The following is a 17,038-nucleotide window of genomic DNA, read 5'->3' as shown; positions in this document are numbered from 1 at the left end:
ATGTTCACCGGCATCGTCGAGGAGCTCGGCACCCTGACCGCCCGCACGGACGGCGAGGACGCGGAGTCGAGCGTGATCGAGGTCCACGCCCCGACCGTCGCGGCCGACGCCCGGCACGGTGACTCCATCGCCGTCGACGGCGTCTGCCTCACCGTCACCACCCGCACCGCCGACGGCTTCACCGCCGACGTCATGGCCGAGACGCTCGCCCGCTCGACCCTCGGCCGGCTGCGCCCGGGCGACGCGGTGAACCTCGAGCGCGCCATGCGCGCGCACGCCCGCTTCGGCGGCCACATCGTCCAGGGACACGTCGACGCGACCACCACGGTGCTCTCCCGCGAGCCGGGGGAGCGGTGGGAGGTGGTGACCTTCGCCCTGCCCCCGCAGCTGAGGCGCTACGTCGTGCTCAAGGGGTCGGTCGCCCTCGACGGTGTCTCCCTGACCGTGTCGGACCGCACCGACGACACCTTCTCGGTCAGCCTCATCCCCACGACCCTGGAGCTGACGACGCTGGGCGCCCGCCGCCCCGGCGACGAGGTCAACGTGGAGGTCGACGTGCTGGCCAAGTACGTCGAGTCGATGCTCGCCGACGGCCGGGTCGACCAGGAGGTGACGTCATGAGCTTCAGCACCGTGGCCGACGCGCTCGAGGCCCTGCGGGCCGGCCGCCCCGTCCTCGTGCTCGACGACGTCGACCGGGAGAACGAGGGTGACGTCATCCTCGCCGCGGAGACGCTGACGACGGCCTGGATGGGCTGGACCGTGCGGCACAGCTCCGGCTACGTGTGCGCGCCGCTGCCCGGCGACCTGGCGGACCGCCTCGAGCTGCCGCTCATGGTGGAGGACAACGAGGACCTGCTGCGCACGGCATACACGGTCACCGTGGACGCCGCGACCGGCGTCACCACCGGTATCAGCGCGGGTGACCGGGCCAGGACCCTGCGCCTGCTCGCCGAGCCGGGCACCACGGCCGGCGACCTGCGCCGGCCGGGCCACGTGGTCCCGCTGCGGGCCCGCGACGGGGGAGTGCTCGCCCGCCGCGGGCACACCGAGGCCGCCGTCGACCTGTGCCGCCTGGCCGGCCTGGCTCCCGTGGCGGCGATCGCCGAGCTCGTCGACGACGAGGGCGAGATGCTCCGCGGCCCGCAGGTGCTCGCCCTGGGTGCCGAGCACGACCTGCCCGTCATCACGATCGCCGACCTCGTGGCGCACCGGCTCGTGCACGACTCCGTCCGCCGGGAGGCGACCACCGTGCTGCCGACCGCGCACGGCGAGCTGCTCGTGCACGGCTACCGCGACCTGGTCACCGGTGCCGAGCACCTGGCGCTCGTCGGCCGTCCGGACCCCGGCCCGCAGCCCCTGGTCCGCCTGCACTCCGAGTGCCTGACCGGCGAGGCCCTGGGCTCGCGCCGCTGCGACTGCGGCCCGCAGCTCGACGACGCGCTGGCGCGGGTGGCCACCGAGGGCGGGGTCGTCGTCTACCTGCGCGGGCACGAGGGCAGGGGCGTCGGCCTGCTCGACAAGCTCCGCGCGTATGCGGTGCAGGACACCGGCCTGGACACGGTCGCCGCCCAGGAGGCGCTGGGGCTACCGGTGGACGCCCGCGACTACTCCGCCGGCGCCGCGATCCTGCACGACCTGGGGCTGGCGGGCCGCCCGCTGCGGCTGATCACCCACAACCCGGACAAGGCGGCGGCCCTGTCCGGCCTGGGCCTGACGGTCGCGGCGACCGAGCCCTCCCGCACGGCCCCGCCGCCGGAGTCGCACGCCTACCTGCGCACTAAGGCCGAGCAGCTCGGCCACGCGCCCCACGCCATACCCGCCACCACCCCGATGAGGAGCACCGCATGAGCAAGGCCGGAGCACCCACCCTGTCCGTCGACGCGGCCGGAGTGCGGGTGGCGGTCGTCGCCGCGTCCTGGCACGACGAGGTGATGGGCGGGCTGCTCGACGGCGCCCGGCGGGGGCTGGCCGAGGCCGGTGTCACGGACGTCACCGAGGTGCGCGTGCCCGGCAGCTTCGAGCTGCCGGTCGCCTGCGCCCGCCTCGCCCGGACCGGGGAGTATGACGCCCTCGTCGCCCTGGGCGTGGTCATCCGGGGCGGCACGCCGCACTTCGACTACGTGTGCTCGGCGGCGACCGACGGGCTGACCCGGGTGTCGGTCGACACCGGCATGCCGGTCGGCTTCGGCGTGCTGACCTGCGACGACGAGCAGCAGGCCCTGGACCGGGCCGGGCTCGAGGGCTCCTCGGAGGACAAGGGGCACGAGGCGGCGACGGCGGCGGTGGCCACGGTGCTGGCACTGCAGGGCGTGCTGACCGGGACGACGCCGACCGCGCCCGCCGGCCCCGGGGAGCTGCCGGTCGACGTGGACGGCCCGCTCAACCCGGCCTGAGGGATAGCCTCGGTCCGCATGACGCGGCGCGAGGAGGCAGAGGCCGGGGCCGACGACCAGGCACACCGGTCTCGGAGGGCGCGGGATCCGGTGACTGCTCGCCCAGTGCCCCACTTCGGGCGCCCTCCCCGTGGTGGACGCCGACCGAGGTGGGGCACTCGGCACCAGGGTGGTCCGGACGGGCCCAGCAGCTCTCCGCACGCCGCCGCCCGATGGGTGGCCGTCGCCCTGGCGCTCGCGGCCTGCGTGCTCATGATGGGCGTCATCGACCTGCTCACCCTGCCCGGCTGGGTCGACCAGCAGTACGAGTGGGAGGTGCCGCTCGAGGCGAGCTGGGGGGCGCTGTTCACCTTCCTCGTCGCCGGCGCCCACCTCTGGGTGGCCGTCCGCCCCCACACGCCGTGGCCCGCCTTCCTGCAGCTGGGCATCTGCGCCGTCAGCCTGCTCGCCGGCGCGGTCGCCGGCGCCGACTGGCGTCTCCTCCCGGTGGCGCTGGGGGTGGTCGTCTCGGCCCTGGTCCTGTGGTGGCTGCTCGGGCGGCCCCCTATCCCGTCCGGGCAGCGGCCGCAGGTGCGTCCGGACCTGCTGGCCGTCGCCGCGGCCGGGCTCCTGCTGTGGGTGCCCTATGCCGGGTTCGCCCTCGAGCGCTCCCGGGCGGGGGTGCTGGGCTCGGTGACCCAGGGGGTCGAGCACTGGCCGGTGCAGGGGGCGACCGGCCTCGCCCTCGTGCTCGGGTCCTTCGCCCTGGCCCTCTGGGCGACCGGTCGGCCGTTGCTGCGGGCGGCCGTCAGCCTCTCTGCGGTCTACATCGGCATGGCCGAGCTGGCCTACCCGGACCGCGAGGGGGCGATGGGCAGCGTGGTCTGGGGCACCGGCGTGACGCTGTGGGGCCTGCTCGTGGCCCTGCTCGCGGTCCCCCGGACCCGTGAGACGACAGATCTCACAGGTCTCACCCCGCCGCGGGAGCACGAGCGGTCGTCCTGACCGCGGGGACCCCGGGTCCAGCCCTCGCGCCGTGCCCTCGCGTCGCTGCCTACCCCGGCGGCTGGACCGTCAGCAACCGGCCCCAGTCCTCGTCGAGCAGGTCGGCGGGGGTGTCGACGACCGCGGCCGCCCCGGCGTCGAGGAGCTCCTGGTCGCCGAATCCGCCGGTGCGGACCGCGACGCAGGGCATGCCCAGCCTCGCCGCGGCGGCCACGTCGTAGGTGGTGTCACCGACCACGAGCGCGGACGTGCCGCCCGACTCCTCCAGCGACCTGGCCAGCAGGTCGGGGGCGGGCTTGGACTGCTCCACCTCGTCGCTGCTGGTCCGGGCCGCGAGCGTGCCCTCCGGCAGGTCGAGCTGGCCGAGCACGTGCTGGGTGAAGCGCTCCTTGCCGGAGGTCGCCAGCGTGACGGTCAGGCCGCGCCCCACGAGCGCGAGCACCAGCTCGCGGGCGCCGGGGAGCAGCCCCACCTCGGGCAGGAGCTCGTCATACTCCTCCTCCCACGCCTCGCGCAGGGTGTCGCCGTGCTCGCGCTCGACGTCCTCCCCGGCCACCTCGGCGACGAGCTTGTCACCGCCCATCCCGATCGTGCGGTGGATGCGCCACAGCGGCGGGTGCAGGTCGACGCGGGCGAAGGCGCGCGCCCAGGCGAGGGCGTGGTGGTAGGTCGAGTCGGCCAGCGTGCCGTCGACGTCGACGATGACGGTGTCGTGCCGGGCGGGTGAGGGCGACGTCATAGGCCCCATCCCACCTCAGCCCGCGGCAGGCGTCGCGTCGAGCGAGCCCAGGTCCTCGGCGTCGACGATGCGGTAGGCGTAGCCCTGCTCGGCGAGGAAACGCTGGCGGTGCGCGGCGAAGTCCGCGTCGACGGTGTCCCGCGCGACCGTGGTGTAGAAGTGCGCGGTGCGGCCGTCGCCCTTGGGCCGGAGCACGCGGCCCAGGCGCTGGGCCTCCTCCTGGCGGGAGCCGAAGGTGCCCGACACCTGGATCGCGACCGACGCCTCGGGCAGGTCGATGGAGAAGTTGGCGACCTTGCTCACCACCAGCAGGTCGATCTCGCCCTCGCGGAACTGGCGGAAGAGCTCCTGGCGCTGCGCCACCGAGGTCTCGCCGGTGATGAGCGGGGCGTCCAGCGACTCCGACAGCTGGGCCAGCTGGTCGAGGTACTGCCCGATGACCAGGGTCGGCTCACCGCGGTGCCGCTCGACGAGGGTGCGGACCACGTCGTCCTTGGCCGGCGCGCAGGCCGCGAAGCGGTAGCGCTCCTCCGGCTCGGCCACGGCATACGCCATCCGCATCGACTCGGGCAGCGTGACCCGGACCTCGACGCAGTCGGCCGGGGCGATGTAGCCCTGCGCCTCGATGTCCTTCCACGGGGCGTCGTAGCGCTTGGGGCCGATGAGGGAGAAGACCTCGGACTCCCGGCCGTCCTCGCGCACGAGCGTGGCGGTCAGGCCGAGACGGCGCCGCGCCTGCAGGTCGGCGGTCATCCGGAAGATCGGGGCCGGCAGCAGGTGCACCTCGTCGTAGACGACCAGGCCCCAGTCGCGGGCGTCGAGCAGGTCCAGGTGCGGGAAGACGCCCTTGCGCTTGGTCGTCAGCACCTGGTAGGTCGCGATGGTGACCGGGCGGATCTCCTTGCGGGCGCCGGAGTACTCCCCGATCTCGTCCTCGGTCAGGGACGTGCGCCGCAGCAGCTCCTCGCGCCACTGGCGTGCCGAGACGGTGTTGGTGACCAGGATGAGCGTCGTCGTCGAGCTGCGCGCCATGGCGCCCGCGCCGACCAGGGTCTTGCCCGCGCCGCACGGCAGGACCACGACCCCGGAGCCGCCGTCCCAGAAGCCGTCGACCGCCTGCTGCTGGTAGGGCCGCAGCGACCAGCCACCGCCGGAGGTGGTATCGAGGTCGATCGGGTGGGCCTCGCCGTCGACGTAGCCGGCGAGGTCCTCCGCCGGCCAGCCGACCTTGAGCAGCTCCTGCTTGAGGTGGCCCCGCTCCGACGGATGGACGGCGACCGTGTCGTCGTCGACCTTCTCGCCGGTCAGCGGCTTGATCTTCTTGTGCCGCAGCACCTCGGTGAGCACCGCGCGGTCGGTGGTGCGCAGCACGAGCCCGTGCTCGTCGTCCTTGTCCAGCGTCAGCCGCCCGTAGCGGGCCATCGTGTCGGCGACGTCGACCAGCAGCGCCTGCGGCACGGGGTAGCGGCTGTGCGTGATCAGGGCGTGCACGACCTGCTCGGCGTCGTGCCCGGCGGCACGCGCGTTCCACAGCCCCAGCGGCGTCACCCGGTAGGTGTGGATGTGCTCGGGGGCACGCTCGAGCTCGGCGAAGGGCGCGATGTCGCGCCGCGCCGCCTCGGCGTCGGGGTGGTCGACCTCGAGGAGCAGGGTCTTGTCGGACTGGACGATCAGGGGGCCGTTCATCGTGGGGTCAACGGTATGCCGTGGGCCGGACATTCCTCCGGCCGCGCGCCCCGGCCCCGTGCCCGGCTCGCGCGCGAGCGCCCCAGCGGGTAGAAGTGCATCGTGAGCGCACCCGAGCTGGACGTCGACCCCTGGCGCGTCACCGAGCCCGTCGTGGACGTCACCGCCGAACGGCTGGCGGTGTCGGAGACGCTGTTCTCCCTGGCCAACGGCTTCGTCGGGTTGCGGGGGACGCTGGAGGACGGCCGCCCCGTGCAGGAGCGCGGCACCTTCCTCTCGGGCGTCTTCGAGCACTACCCCCTGTCCTACCCCGAGCGCGGCTACGGCGACCCGCACGAGGGCCAGGCGATCGTGTCGGTGGCGGACGGCACGGTGGTCCGGCTCCTCGCGGACGGGACGGCGATGGACGTCGGGAGCGTGCATCCGCAGCGGCACACGCGCACCCTCGACCTGCGCACCGGCACCCTGGACCGCGAGGTGGAGTGGGTGCTGCCCTCGGGGACCACCCTGCAGGTGACGTCTCGACGGCTGGTCTCGCTGGCGGAGCGGTCGGTCTGCGCCCTGCGGTATGCCGTGCGCGCCGTCGACGGCCCGGCGCACCTGGTCCTGCGCTCGGACCTGGCGGGCCTGGTCGACCGGCCCTCCGTCACCAAGGGCGACCCCCGGGTCGAGGAGGCGCTCGCCGAGCCCTTCGAGGTGCTGCACCAGCGTTGCGGCGAGGACGGCGGGGCGATGGTGGCGCGCACGCGGTCCTCCGGCATCGTCGTCGCAGCCGCGGTCGGGCACCAGGTCCACGCCGACGGCGACGGTGCGCCCGAGGTGGGCACCGAGTCCCACGACCACAGCGTGCGCACGACCGTGACGGCATCCCTGGAGGCGGGGGAGGAGCTCGTCCTGACCAAGGTGCTGGGCTACGCCTGGCAGCGCGACGGCGACGCCGACGACGTCATGGACGCGGCCGAGGCCGCGGTCGTCTCCGGCCTGGACCGGGGCTGGGACGGTCTGGCGGCCGCGCAGCGCGAGGTCCTGGACGACTTCTGGCGCACCGCCGACGTCGAGGTGGACGGCGACGACAGCCTGGCGCTGCAGCAGGCGCTGCGCTACTGCCTGTTCCAGCTCTTCTGCTCCGCCGCGCTCATCAGCGACGCCCCCGTGGGGGCCAAGGGGCTGTCCGGCCTCGGCTACGACGGGCACACCTTCTGGGACATCGAGGGGTTCGTCGTGCCGGCGCTGACCCTGCTGCGCCCGGACGTGTCCGAGCGGCTGCTGCGCTGGCGCGCAGGCACCCTCGACGAGGCCCGCCACCGGGCCGACGTCCTCGACCTGCAGGGGGCGACCTTCGCCTGGCGCACCGTCGACGGTCATGAGTGCTCGCCCTACTGGCCGGCCAGCACCGCCGCGATGCACGTCAACGCCGACATCTGCCGGGCGTTCTGGCTGCACCGCAACGCGACCGGGGAGCCGTTCGCCGACCTTCGGCTCTTCGAGATCCTCGTCGAGACCGCCCGGCTGTGGATGTCGATGGGCCACCGCGACGACGACGGCGGCTGGCACCTGCTCGGCATGACCGGGCCGGACGAGTACACCGGCGTCGTCGACGACAACGTCTTCACCAACCTCATGGCCCGCCGCAACCTGCTGTGGGCCGCCGACGCCGCCGAGGACGAGACCGGGCTCGCCGGCGAGATGGGGGTGACGGCCGAGGAGGTCGCGGGGTGGCGCGACGCGGCGGCGTCGGTCCACGTGCCCTGGGACGAGGCGCGTCGCGTGCACCCGATGAACGAGTCGTTCACCACCTACCGCGAGTGGCGCTTCGCCGACCACCGCGACTCCTACCCGCTGCAGGAGCACCACCACTACGCCAAGATCTACCGCCGGCAGGTGCTCAAGCAGGCCGACCTCGTGCAGGCGCTGTGGTGGTGCCGTGAGGACTTCACCGACGAGGAGGTCGCCCGCGACCTCGACTACTACGAGGCGCGGACCGTGCGCGACTCCTCCCTCTCCGCGGCGGTCCAGGCGGTCGTGTGCGCCCAGGCGGGGCACCCCGACCTGGCGCTGCGCTACCTGCGGGAGGCGGCGATGGTCGACCTGCGCGACGTCCAGGGCGACACGGCCGACGGTCTGCACCTGGCCGCCGTGGCCGGGGCCTGGCTGGCCGTCGCGGCGGGGTTCGGCGGCCTCCGCGAGGACCGTGCGGACCTCGAGCTGGCGCCGGTGCTGCCGCAGGCCCTGGACCGGGTGGCGTTCCGCGTCACCTGGCGCGGCCGGCTGCTGCACGTCGAGACCACCCGCGACGGCACGACGGTCACGCTCCGGGGCGGCGAGGGGCCCGTGACCGTGGTCGTGGACGGCACCCCCGTGCAGGTGACCGCCGACCGACCTGCCCAGGTGCCCCTGCGAGCACCGACGCCGCTGCTGCCGGAGCCGACCCAGCCCATGGGGCGCGAGCCCACGACCTGACCGCACCCCCCGACCGGGGACGCGGTGCGCACGCTCCACCCCCGACCGGGGACGTGGCGCGCACGCTCCACCCCCGACCGGGGACGTGGTGTGCACGCGAAACGGGTGGCCGACGCCCGGGCCTCGGAGCACGATGGTCGGACCATGCGCGCAGAGGCCGGTCCTGTGCTCGTGCTCCTGGAGGGGCCGAGCGACGTCGCCGCGCTGGGGGCCGTGCTCGGGCGGTGCGCGCCGCGGGTGCCGCGCACGGCATACCGGCTGGTGGACATGGGCGGGGTCACCAACACCGCGGCGCACCTGCGCGCCGCCCGCGCCGACCGCCCTTCCTGGCCGGTGCTCGGGCTGTGCGACGAGGCGGAGTCGTGGGTGGTGGCCCGGGCGCTGCAGCAGCAGGGGGTCGAGGCCGGTGACGGGGCAGACCTCGCGCAGCACGGGTTCTTCGTGTGCCGCCGTGACCTGGAGGAGGAGCTGATCCGCGCCCTGGGGGTGGAGGGGTGCCTGCTGCTCCTCGAGCGGGCGGGGCTGGGGCACCGGTTCCGGTCGTTCAGCCGACAGCGGGTCTGGGCCGACCGGCCGGTGCGGGAGCGGCTGCACCGGTTCGCCGGTGTCGCGAGCGGGCGCAAGATCCTGCTCGCGCGGCAGATGGCCGCGGCGCTGCCCGCGGAGAGCGTCCCGCCCCCGCTCGCCGCCCTGGCCAGGAGCCTGCAGGAGCTCGCCGGCGAGCGGACCCGCTCCTGAGGCGGGGCTCCGGCCGGCGGCGGACGCGGCCCGGCGCACCGGTGGGGGAGGATGGGGCCATGACCACTCCAGGCCTGCCGATGACGGAGCCGATGCCGGGGATGCCCGAGCGCGTGACCATCTACGAGGTGGGCCCCCGCGACGGGCTGCAGAACGAGTTGGCCGTGGTCCCCGTGGACGTCAAGGCCGAGTTCGTCCGGCGGCTGCTGGCCGCGGGGCTGGAGACCGTCGAGCTGACCAGCTTCGTCCCGCAGAGGTGGGTGCCCCAGCTGGGCGACGCCGAGGAGCTGCTCGACCTGCTGGGCCCGGTCGGGACCGGGCAGCAGCGTCCGGTGCTGGTCCCCAACGAGCGCGGGCTGGACCGCGCCCTGGACAAGGGCGTCACCTCGGTCGCCGTCTTCGGCAGCGCCACCGAGACCTTCGCCCGCAAGAACCTCAACCGCTCGGTCGCCGAGTCGGTGGAGATGTTCGCCCCGGTCGTCAAGCGGGCGCTGGACGCCGGGGCCTGGGTGCGTGCCTACGTCTCGATGTGCTTCGGCGACCCGTGGGAGGGGCCGGTGCCGGTCGATCAGGTGGTCGACGTGTGCTCACGGCTCATGGACCTGGGCTGCGACCAGCTCTCCGTCGGCGACACCATCGGCGTCGGCACCCCGGGCCACGTCCTGCGCCTGCTGGACGCCCTCGACGACGCAGGCATCGGGCCCGACCAGGTCGGCGTCCACTTCCACGACACCTACGGCCAGGCGCTGTCGAACACCCTGACCGCGCTGCAGCGCGGTGTGACGGTGGTCGACGCCTCGACCGGGGGCCTGGGCGGGTGCCCCTACGCGCGGTCGGCGACCGGCAACCTCGCGACGGAGGACCTGGTGTGGGCGCTCGACGGTCTCGGGGTCGCGCACGGGGCAGACCTGCAGGCCCTGGTCGAGACCAGCGTGTGGATGGCCGGGCGGCTCGGCCGGCCCTCGCCCTCGCGCGTCGTGCGCGCCCTCGCCGGCGTCACAGGTGACGCGTGATCTCCGCCTCGGCCTCCAGGTCCGCCAGGATCGCGGTGATCGCCTCGTTCTCGCGCTCCTGGGCCAGCTGCTCGGCCAGCATCTCCTCGATGTCCTCGAACGCCGGCAGGCCGGCATCCTCGGCCGCGGCCGCACCCTCGCCGCCGGCCAGCTCGTCGTAGTAGGCCCGGACCTCCTCGTCGGTCGGCGGCTCCACGTCGCCGCGCTCCGCCACGACGCCGTCGATGACCACGAGCCGGGCGGCCTCCTCCCGCACCTGCTCCTCGTCGACGCCCTGCTCGGCGAGCAGGGTGAGGAACTCCTCGCTGGAACCGATGCCGCTCTGCTCGGCGATCGAGGCGATCTCGGCGTCGACCTGCTCCTCGTCGGCCTCCAGCCCCAGCCGCTCGCCCTCCTGGGCGATCAGCGCGTTGCTCACGAGCGAGTCGAGGACGGCGTCGCGGAGCGCGACCTCGGCCATCGCGGCGCCACCCTCCGGCGTCTGCTGGGCGGCGTCCCGCTGCTGCTCGAAGACCTCGACGAACTCGGCCTTGGCGATCGGCTCGCCGTTGACCTCCGCCACGGGGTCCGGCAGGGCCTCGACGTCGACGGTCGCCCCCGCGGCGTCCTCGCCCGCGGCACCGGTCGCCGCGGCCTCGTCGCCCGCCGTGGACGACGCGGCGTCGGAGGTCGAGGTGGACGTGCCGCCGGCGTCGGGCCCGGCGTCCTCGGTGGAGCAGGCACCGAGGACGAGGGCCCCGGCCAGCGTCAGGGCGCTGACGGCGCCGGAGGTCCTGCGGTCGGTGCCGGTGGTGGTCAGCAGTGTGCGTCGCATCGTCGCGACGCTATGAGGCCCGCCTGGGTGCCCGTCCCAGCCCGCACGCAGACTTCTCCCAGCAGGTCGGCCGAGGTCCGCCGCCCTCCGGCCCGGTGCGGATACGCTCACGAGTCATGACGGATCCCGGCGCGCGCCACCAGCCCGTCGCCGGCGAGAGCGCCGCCGGCGCGGGCCGTCGGTCGTGGGCCCGGTCGGCGCTGTCCCGGCTGCCCAAGCTGCTCGCCGCGCCGTGGGTCAGGCGCGGCTTCGTGATCCTCGCGGTGGGCGCCGCCGTCGTGGCGCTGGTGCTGCAGTGGGAGCCCGTCGTCCGGGCGCTCCACCGCGCGTCCTGGCCCCTGGTGCTCGTGGCGCTGGTGCTGTCCTTCGTGGGGGTGCTGCTGGCGGCCATGTCCTGGCGGTCGGTCTCCGCGGGGTTCGGGGCGCCGCTCGGTGTCCGCGACGCCGGCGTGGTCTACCTCGTGGGCCAGGTCGGCAAGTACATCCCCGGCGGCGTGTGGAACCTCGCCGCGTCCGCCGAGCTCGGCCACGACCGGGGCGTGGCCCGCCGCCGGACCGTCGGCAGCCTGCTCGTCGGGGCGCTGCTGTCCGCCGTGGTGGGCGGGGCCCTGGCCCTGCTGACGATGCCGGGCGTCGAGGGGACGCCGCTGGAGGGCCGCGGCTGGCTGGTCGTGCTCGCGCCGCTGTCCCTCGTGCTGGTCCTGCCCGTCGTCCTCGACCGGGTGCTGGCCACCATGCTGCGCGTCACCCGGCAGGAGCCCGTCGTCGAGCGCATCGACCTGCGGACCACCGCCGTCGCCTGCGCGTGGTCGGCGTTGTCCTGGGTCGCCTTCGGCGCGCTCGTGCTGGCCCTGGCGGTGGCGGTCGGGGCCGAGCCGGGTATGACGTCGCTGCGCCTGGCGGTCGGCGGCTACGCCGCGGCCTGGATCGTCGGCTCCGTCCTGTTCTTCCTGCCCGCCGGCGTCGGCGCGCGCGAGGCGGTCCTCGGGCTGGCCCTGTCCCCGGTGCTCGACCCCGGTGGCGTCCTCGTCGTGGTCCTGCTCTCCCGCGTCCTGGTCACCGCGGGCGACCTGGCCGGCGCCGGCGTGGCGCTCGCGGTCGCCAAGCGCCAGTCCCACGACCCTAGGGCAGTCTGAGGTCCCGGCGCCGGTAGCCCCACACCCCCAGCGCCATGAGCGCGGCGGCGGCGCCGGTGACGAGCAGGACCGCGGGCCAGTCCATCGGCTCGACGGGCAGCGCCGGGAGCGGGTCCCAGGGGGTCAGGCTGACCAGCCACCCCGGCAGGCCGAGCAGCGAGCCGACCCAGACGACGAAGAACGACCAGGCGATGACGACCCAGACCAGCCAGCCGAGCCGGGGCGCCCAGCCGTGCAGCAGCACCGCCAGTCCGACGACGAGGAGGCTGCCGGGTGCCAGCGCCAGCGCGGCGCCGACCGTGGAGCCGACCGGTCCGGCGTCGCCGCGGCTGACCGACTCAGGCACCGCCAGCAGCACCGCGAAGGCGACCAGCAGCACCAGGCTGCCGACCACCGCGACGGCGAGGTGGGACAGGGCCAGCCGCGTGCGCGGCACCGCGGTCGCCAGCAGCAGCTCGGCGTGACCGCGCTCCTCCTCGGCGCCGAGCCGCTCCCACAGCTGGGCCCCCACCACGGCCACCAGCACGGCCACCAGCCCCAGCAGCGCCACGAAGAAGGCGTCGACGAGCCGGTCGGTGCCCTGACCCAGCCGCTGCAGCACGACCGCCAGCTGGGGCACCTCCCGGACCATCTGGTCGAAGGTGCCCGACAGCGACCCCATCGCCAGCGCCAGGACCGCCAGCCCGGCCAGCCACCCCGCGACCACGCCGCGCTGCAGCCGCCAGGCCAGGCCGGTCGTCGACAGCAGCCCCGGGCGGGCGCGGTCCGGACCCGGCCGCACCGTCCACAGCCCCGAGCCGTGGTCCCGGCGTGACTCCAGCGCGAACGCCGCCGCCACGAGGAGCGCAGTCAGCGCCGCCGGCAGCAGGAGCACCACCCACCGCTCCCCGGCGTAGGGGCGGGCCAGGGCCATCCACTGCACCGGGGACAGCCAGGCCAGGCCGCGGGTCACCGAGTGCTGCGGGGCGGCGTCCGCGACGGCTCGGAGCAGGTATGCCGCGAGCAGCACCGCCAGGCCCAGGCCGCGGGCGGCCCGCGCGGAGGAGGTGAGCTGGGCGGTGAGGGCGCCGACGCCGACGAAGGAGGCGGCCACGAGCGCCACGCCGAGGCCGAGGGCGAGCGAGCCGACGACCGGCTCGCCGACCGCGCTCATCCCCGCGGTGACCACCAGCCCGAGCAGCGCGCAGGCGGCCAGGCCCACGACGACGGCGGCGGTGAGGGGGGCGTGCCGCCCGACGACGCCGGAGCGCAGCAGCTCGGTCCGCCCCGCCTCCTCGTCGGCGCGGGTGCCGCGCACCACGCCGAGCAGGCCCATCACCCCGGCGGCGGTGGCGACGAAGGTGCCGACCCGCCAGACCGTGAAGCCACCAGGGGTGGTCAGGTCGGTCGGTGGCCCGAGCATGGCCCGCATCGTGGGGTTGGCGGCCATGAGGTCCAGCGCCCCGTCACCGGCCAGGCCACCGACGAGCGTCTCGTAGGCGGCCGCCGTCGCCGGGACCATGGCCCCCAGGGCCAGGACCCAGGCCAGGTAGAACCACCGGTTGCGCCGCAGGGTCAGCCGGACGAGCGCGCCGAGGCCGTTCACGGCCGCGGCTCCCGCCCGCCGCCCCGGTCGTAGTGGCGCAGGAAGAGCTCCTCCAGCGTCGGCGGCGACGAGGCGAGCGAGCGGATCCCCAACGGGCTCAGGCGCGCCAGGACGTCACCGAGCGCCCCGTCGTCGACCTGGCAGGTCAGGCGGTGGCCGTCCAGCCGGGCGTCGTGCACGCCGGGCGCCGAGACGAGCTCGGTGGGCACCGGCACCGCCAGCTCGACGTCGAGCTGGGTGCGGGTCAGGTGCCGCAGCTCGCTCAGCGTGCCGGTCTCGACGGTGCGGCCGGCCCGGATGATCGAGACCCGGTCGCACAGGTGCTCCACCTCGGAGAGGATGTGGCTCGACAGCAGCACGGTCCGCCCGTCGGTGCTGCCGGCCCGCACCACCTCGCGGAACTGCGCCTCCATGAGCGGGTCCAGCCCCGAGGTCGGCTCGTCCAGGAGCAGCAGCTCCACGTCGGAGGCGAGCGCGGCGACGAGGGCGACCTTCTGCCGGTTGCCCTTGGAGTAGGTGGAGCTGCGCCGCCGGGGGTCGAGGTCGAAGCGCTCGACGAGCTCGGCCCGCCGGCGCTCGTCCAGGCCGCCGCGCAGGCGACCCAGCAGGTCGATGACCTCACCTCCGGTCAGCCCGGGCCACAGGGTGACGTCGCCCGGCACGTACGCCAGTCGCCGGTGCAGCTGCGCGGCGTCCGCCCACGGGTCGCCCCCGAGCACCCGTGCCGAGCCGCCGTCGGCGCGCAGCAGGCCGAGCAGGATCCGCAGGGTGGTGGACTTGCCCGCCCCGTTGGGGCCCAGGAAACCGTGGATCTCCCCCTGCTCGACCACCAGGTCCAGCCCGTCGAGGGCCACCGTGGAGCCGAACCGCTTGACCAGGCCGCGGATCTCGATGACGCCCACGTCCCGGAGCCTACGCCCGGCCCCGCCCCCGTGGGAGGATCCGGGAGGGGGACCGCATACCGTTGATCCCTCAAGCGTCCGCCCTGACCAGAGCACCTCCGCCCCCGACGACGAGGACAGGTAATGCACCACGGCATCGACCGAGCCCACATGGACCTCTCGGTCCGCCCCCAGGACGACCTCTTCGCCCACGCCAACGGCACCTGGCTGGCCACGGCGCAGATCCCCCAGGACCGGGCCCGCTACGGTGCCTTCGACATGCTGCGCGAGAACGCCGAGGCGGCCGTGCGCGAGCTCATCGAGCGTGCCGCCGAGCAGCAGCCCGAGCTGGACACGCCCGCCGGCAAGGTCGGGGCGCTCTACGCCAGCTTCATGGACACCGACCGCGTCGCCGCCGCGGGCCTGGCCCCCCTCGTCGAGCCGCTGCGGCGGGTCGCGGCCGTCGACACCCCCTCCGACGTCGTCCGGGTCGCCGGGCAGCAGGAGCGCGAGGGCGCCGACGGGCTGGTCCGGGTGTGGGTCACCGCCGACGCCGGCAGCCCCGAGGACTACATCGTCTACGTCCACCAGGGCGGGATCGGACTGCCCGACGAGGCCTACTACACCGCCGAGGAGCACGCGGCCGTCCGAGAGGCCTACCAGGGCTACCTGGGCCGGTTGCTCCAGCTCGCGGCGCCTGTCCTCGAGGAGGCCGGCCTCGACCTGGGCGCCGACGCGGTCGACCGGCTCTACGCCCTGGAGGAGCGCATCGCCGCCGCCCACTGGGACCGGGTGAGCGCGCGCGACGCGGTGCGGTCCTACACCCGCCTGACGCGGGCCGAGCTGGCGGGGCGGACGCCCGGCTGGGACTGGGACGCCTGGGCCGAGGGGCTCGGCGTGCCCGACACCGCCATGGCGCAGGTGGTCGCACGCCAGCCCGACGTGCTGACGGCGGTCGGGGCCGCCCTGGCCGACGTGCCGGTCGCGGACTGGCGCGCGTGGCTGGCGGTACGTCTGCTCGACGGCCTCGCGCCCTACCTGACGGACGACCTGGTCGAGGCGCACTTCGACTTCCACGGCCGCACGCTCAGCGGGACCCCGAGCAACAAGGAGCGGTGGAAGCGCGGCGTCGCGCTCGTCGAGGCGCTCCTCGGCGAGGCCGCCGGCCAGATGTATGTCGAGGCACACTTCCCGCCCGCCGCCCGCGAGCGGATGGCCGAGCTGGTCGCCAACGTCACCGAGGCCTTCCGGCAGCGGATCGGGCAGCTGGAGTGGATGGGGCAGCAGACCCAGGAGCGCGCGCTGGAGAAGCTGGCCGCCTTCCGCCCCAAGGTCGGCCACCCGCCGACCTTCCGCGACTACACCGCATACCGGCTCGACCCCGAGGACCTCGTGGGCAACGTGCGCCGGGGCGCGGCGTTCGAGACCGACCGACAGCTGGCCAAGGTCGGCGGGCCGATCGACCGCGACGAGTGGTTGATGACCCCGCAGACGGTCAACGCCTACTACCACCCGATGCTCAACGAGATCGTCTTCCCGGCCGCCATCCTGCAGCCGCCGTTCTTCGACGTGGAGGCCGACGACGCCGTCAACTACGGGGGGATCGGCGCGGTCATCGCGCACGAGATCGGTCACGGATTCGACGACCAGGGCAGCCGCTACGCCGGCGACGGGTCGCTGACCGACTGGTGGACCGAGGACGACCGGGCCCGCTTCGACGAGCGCGCCCAGCGGCTCGTCGAGCAGTTCAGCACCCTCTCCCCACGCGACATCCCCGGCGGCGAGGCCACGGTCAACGGCGGCCTGACCGTGGGCGAGAACATCGGCGACCTGTGCGGGCTGGAGCTGGCGCACCTGGCCTACACCATCGCCACCGGCGGTGAGGCGCCCGAGCTCGACGGGTGGACCGGTGAGCAGCGGTTCTTCCTGGGCTGGGCGTCGGTCTGGCGCACGGTCGCCCGCGAGGAGGAGGCCCGCCGGCTGTTGTCGGTCGACCCCCACGCCCCGGCCGACCTGCGCGCCAACACCGTGCGCAACGTCGACGCCTTCCACGAGGCGTTCGGCACGGGTGAGGGCGACGGCCTGTGGCTCGCGCCGAAGGACCGCGTCAGGGTCTTCTGACCGGGCGCCTCCGGGTCTGCGGAAGCGCCCGGAAATACCCATAGGGGTATGTGTGTTGACCCGGTCGACACCGTCCCGACCTCGGAGGAACCCCATGGCCACCGTCAACCTGACCGCCGACACCTTCTCGTCCGCCCTGTCCGACAACGACATCGTCCTCGTCGACTGGTGGGCCTCCTGGTGCGGCCCGTGCCGCATGTTCGCACCGGTCTTCGAGGCCGCCAGCAGCACGCACGACGACGTCGTCTTCGGCAAGGTCGACACCGAGGCCGAGCAGCAGCTCTCGGCCGCGGCGCAGATCACCTCGATCCCCACCCTGATGGCCTTCCGCGACGGCATCCTCGTCTTCGAGCAGGCCGGCGCGCTGCCCGCCTCGGGCCTGGAGCAGGTGATCCAGGCCGTGCGCGACCTCGACATGGACCAGATCCGCGCCCAGCTCGCCGAGCAGCAGGCGACCGCCTCCCAGCCCTGACCGGCCCCGCCGGA

At 74.7% G+C, this 17,038-nt stretch carries 15 protein-coding genes; 10 read left to right on the top strand and 5 right to left on the bottom strand.

Annotation, left to right across the window (positions count from 1 at the left end; translation table 11 throughout):
• The 4 genes from K330_RS0100790 to K330_RS0100775 all read left to right on the top strand — a co-directional run bounded on the left by K330_RS0100790 (position 1) and on the right by K330_RS0100775 (position 3,379).
• Positions 1–621 carry a riboflavin synthase gene (locus tag K330_RS0100790; RefSeq protein ID WP_022919957.1) on the top strand — a complete coding sequence of 207 codons (621 nt, stop codon included), beginning with the start codon at positions 1–3 and terminating at the stop codon, positions 619–621.
• Positions 618–1,850, top strand: a complete 1,233-nt coding sequence (ribB, locus tag K330_RS0100785; RefSeq protein ID WP_022919956.1) for a 3,4-dihydroxy-2-butanone-4-phosphate synthase — start codon at positions 618–620, stop codon at positions 1,848–1,850. The genes K330_RS0100790 and ribB overlap by 4 nt, the downstream gene beginning before the upstream one ends.
• Entirely contained in the window at positions 1,847–2,395 is a 549-nt protein-coding gene (gene ribH / locus K330_RS18195) for a 6,7-dimethyl-8-ribityllumazine synthase (RefSeq protein WP_022919955.1), read from the top strand. Before ribB ends, ribH begins: the two co-directional genes overlap by 4 nt.
• Positions 2,396–2,611: 216 nt before the next feature.
• On the top strand, positions 2,612–3,379 hold the full coding sequence (locus tag K330_RS0100775) for a hypothetical protein (protein WP_022919954.1): 768 nt from the start codon (positions 2,612–2,614) through the stop codon (positions 3,377–3,379).
• 49 nt (positions 3,380–3,428) lie between these two features.
• On the opposite strand, the gene K330_RS18190 is transcribed toward K330_RS0100775, so the two are convergent.
• Positions 3,429–4,118, bottom strand: coding sequence for an HAD family hydrolase (locus K330_RS18190; protein ID WP_022919953.1), 690 nt, complete (start codon positions 4,116–4,118; stop codon positions 3,429–3,431).
• A gap of 15 nt (positions 4,119–4,133) precedes the next feature.
• Complete coding sequence (locus tag K330_RS0100765) at positions 4,134–5,804, bottom strand: DNA repair helicase XPB (RefSeq protein WP_022919952.1); 1,671 nt, start codon at positions 5,802–5,804, stop codon at positions 4,134–4,136.
• Positions 5,805–5,906: 102 nt separating this feature from the next.
• Here K330_RS0100765 and K330_RS0100760 point away from each other — a divergent pair, with 102 nt between their 5' ends.
• The 3 genes from K330_RS0100760 (at position 5,907) to K330_RS0100750 (ending at position 10,015) form a co-directional block, all read left to right on the top strand.
• Positions 5,907–8,264, top strand: a complete 2,358-nt coding sequence (locus tag K330_RS0100760; RefSeq protein WP_022919951.1) for a glycoside hydrolase family 65 protein — start codon at positions 5,907–5,909, stop codon at positions 8,262–8,264.
• Between the two features lie 144 nt (positions 8,265–8,408).
• Positions 8,409–9,002 (top strand): hypothetical protein, encoded by a 594-nt coding sequence (locus K330_RS0100755; protein ID WP_029202167.1) that lies wholly within the window; start codon positions 8,409–8,411, stop codon positions 9,000–9,002.
• 59 nt (positions 9,003–9,061) lie between these two features.
• Positions 9,062–10,015, top strand: a complete 954-nt coding sequence (locus tag K330_RS0100750; RefSeq protein WP_040657527.1) for a hydroxymethylglutaryl-CoA lyase — start codon at positions 9,062–9,064, stop codon at positions 10,013–10,015.
• Here the strand turns inward: K330_RS0100750 and K330_RS0100745 are convergent.
• Positions 9,999–10,829 carry a SurA N-terminal domain-containing protein gene (locus K330_RS0100745; protein WP_022919948.1) on the bottom strand — a complete coding sequence of 277 codons (831 nt, stop codon included), beginning with the start codon at positions 10,827–10,829 and terminating at the stop codon, positions 9,999–10,001. The two genes, K330_RS0100750 and K330_RS0100745, sit on opposite strands and share 17 nt — an antisense overlap.
• 116 nt (positions 10,830–10,945) lie before the next feature.
• Here K330_RS0100745 and K330_RS18185 point away from each other — a divergent pair, with 116 nt between their 5' ends.
• Positions 10,946–11,965 (top strand): lysylphosphatidylglycerol synthase domain-containing protein, encoded by a 1,020-nt coding sequence (locus K330_RS18185; protein WP_022919947.1) that lies wholly within the window; start codon positions 10,946–10,948, stop codon positions 11,963–11,965.
• Here the strand turns inward: K330_RS18185 and K330_RS18180 are convergent.
• Entirely contained in the window at positions 11,952–13,550 is a 1,599-nt protein-coding gene (locus K330_RS18180; RefSeq protein ID WP_022919946.1) for an ABC transporter permease, read from the bottom strand. The two genes, K330_RS18185 and K330_RS18180, sit on opposite strands and share 14 nt — an antisense overlap.
• Positions 13,547–14,452: an ABC transporter ATP-binding protein gene (locus K330_RS0100730; RefSeq protein ID WP_022919945.1), complete on the bottom strand. Its 906-nt coding sequence runs from the start codon at positions 14,450–14,452 to the stop codon at positions 13,547–13,549. Before K330_RS0100730 ends, K330_RS18180 begins: the two co-directional genes overlap by 4 nt.
• 150 nt (positions 14,453–14,602) lie before the next feature.
• On the opposite strand from K330_RS0100730, the gene K330_RS0100725 reads away from it, so the two are divergent.
• Positions 14,603–16,552 (top strand): M13 family metallopeptidase, encoded by a 1,950-nt coding sequence (locus K330_RS0100725; protein WP_272944666.1) that lies wholly within the window; start codon positions 14,603–14,605, stop codon positions 16,550–16,552.
• A 94-nt stretch (positions 16,553–16,646) separates the two neighbouring features.
• Entirely contained in the window at positions 16,647–17,024 is a 378-nt protein-coding gene (gene trxA, locus K330_RS0100720) for a thioredoxin (protein ID WP_022919943.1), read from the top strand.
• Positions 17,025–17,038: the final 14 nt, after the last annotated feature.

It is taken from the genome of Ornithinimicrobium pekingense DSM 21552, from assembly GCF_000421185.1.
Lineage (GTDB): Bacteria > Actinomycetota > Actinomycetes > Actinomycetales > Dermatophilaceae > Ornithinicoccus > Ornithinicoccus pekingensis.
Note: the sequence above shows the minus strand (reverse complement) of the source record. Positions and strands in the feature narration are given on the sequence as shown.

Excerpts from the sequence above, each read along its gene's own strand:
- K330_RS0100790 (WP_022919957.1), top strand. The coding sequence starts at position 1 with ATGTTCACCGGCATCGTCGAGGAGCTCGGCACCCTGACCGCCCGCACG.
- ribB (WP_022919956.1), top strand. The coding sequence starts at position 618 with ATGAGCTTCAGCACCGTGGCCGACGCGCTCGAGGCCCTGCGGGCCGGC.
- ribH (WP_022919955.1), top strand. The coding sequence starts at position 1,847 with ATGAGCAAGGCCGGAGCACCCACCCTGTCCGTCGACGCGGCCGGAGTG.
- K330_RS18190 (WP_022919953.1), bottom strand. The coding sequence starts at position 4,118 with ATGACGTCGCCCTCACCCGCCCGGCACGACACCGTCATCGTCGACGTC.
- K330_RS0100765 (WP_022919952.1), bottom strand. The coding sequence starts at position 5,804 with ATGAACGGCCCCCTGATCGTCCAGTCCGACAAGACCCTGCTCCTCGAG.
- K330_RS0100755 (WP_029202167.1), top strand. The coding sequence starts at position 8,409 with ATGCGCGCAGAGGCCGGTCCTGTGCTCGTGCTCCTGGAGGGGCCGAGC.
- K330_RS0100750 (WP_040657527.1), top strand. The coding sequence starts at position 9,062 with ATGACCACTCCAGGCCTGCCGATGACGGAGCCGATGCCGGGGATGCCC.
- K330_RS0100745 (WP_022919948.1), bottom strand. The coding sequence starts at position 10,829 with ATGCGACGCACACTGCTGACCACCACCGGCACCGACCGCAGGACCTCC.
- K330_RS18185 (WP_022919947.1), top strand. The coding sequence starts at position 10,946 with ATGACGGATCCCGGCGCGCGCCACCAGCCCGTCGCCGGCGAGAGCGCC.
- K330_RS0100725 (WP_272944666.1), top strand. The coding sequence starts at position 14,603 with ATGGACCTCTCGGTCCGCCCCCAGGACGACCTCTTCGCCCACGCCAAC.
- trxA (WP_022919943.1), top strand. The coding sequence starts at position 16,647 with ATGGCCACCGTCAACCTGACCGCCGACACCTTCTCGTCCGCCCTGTCC.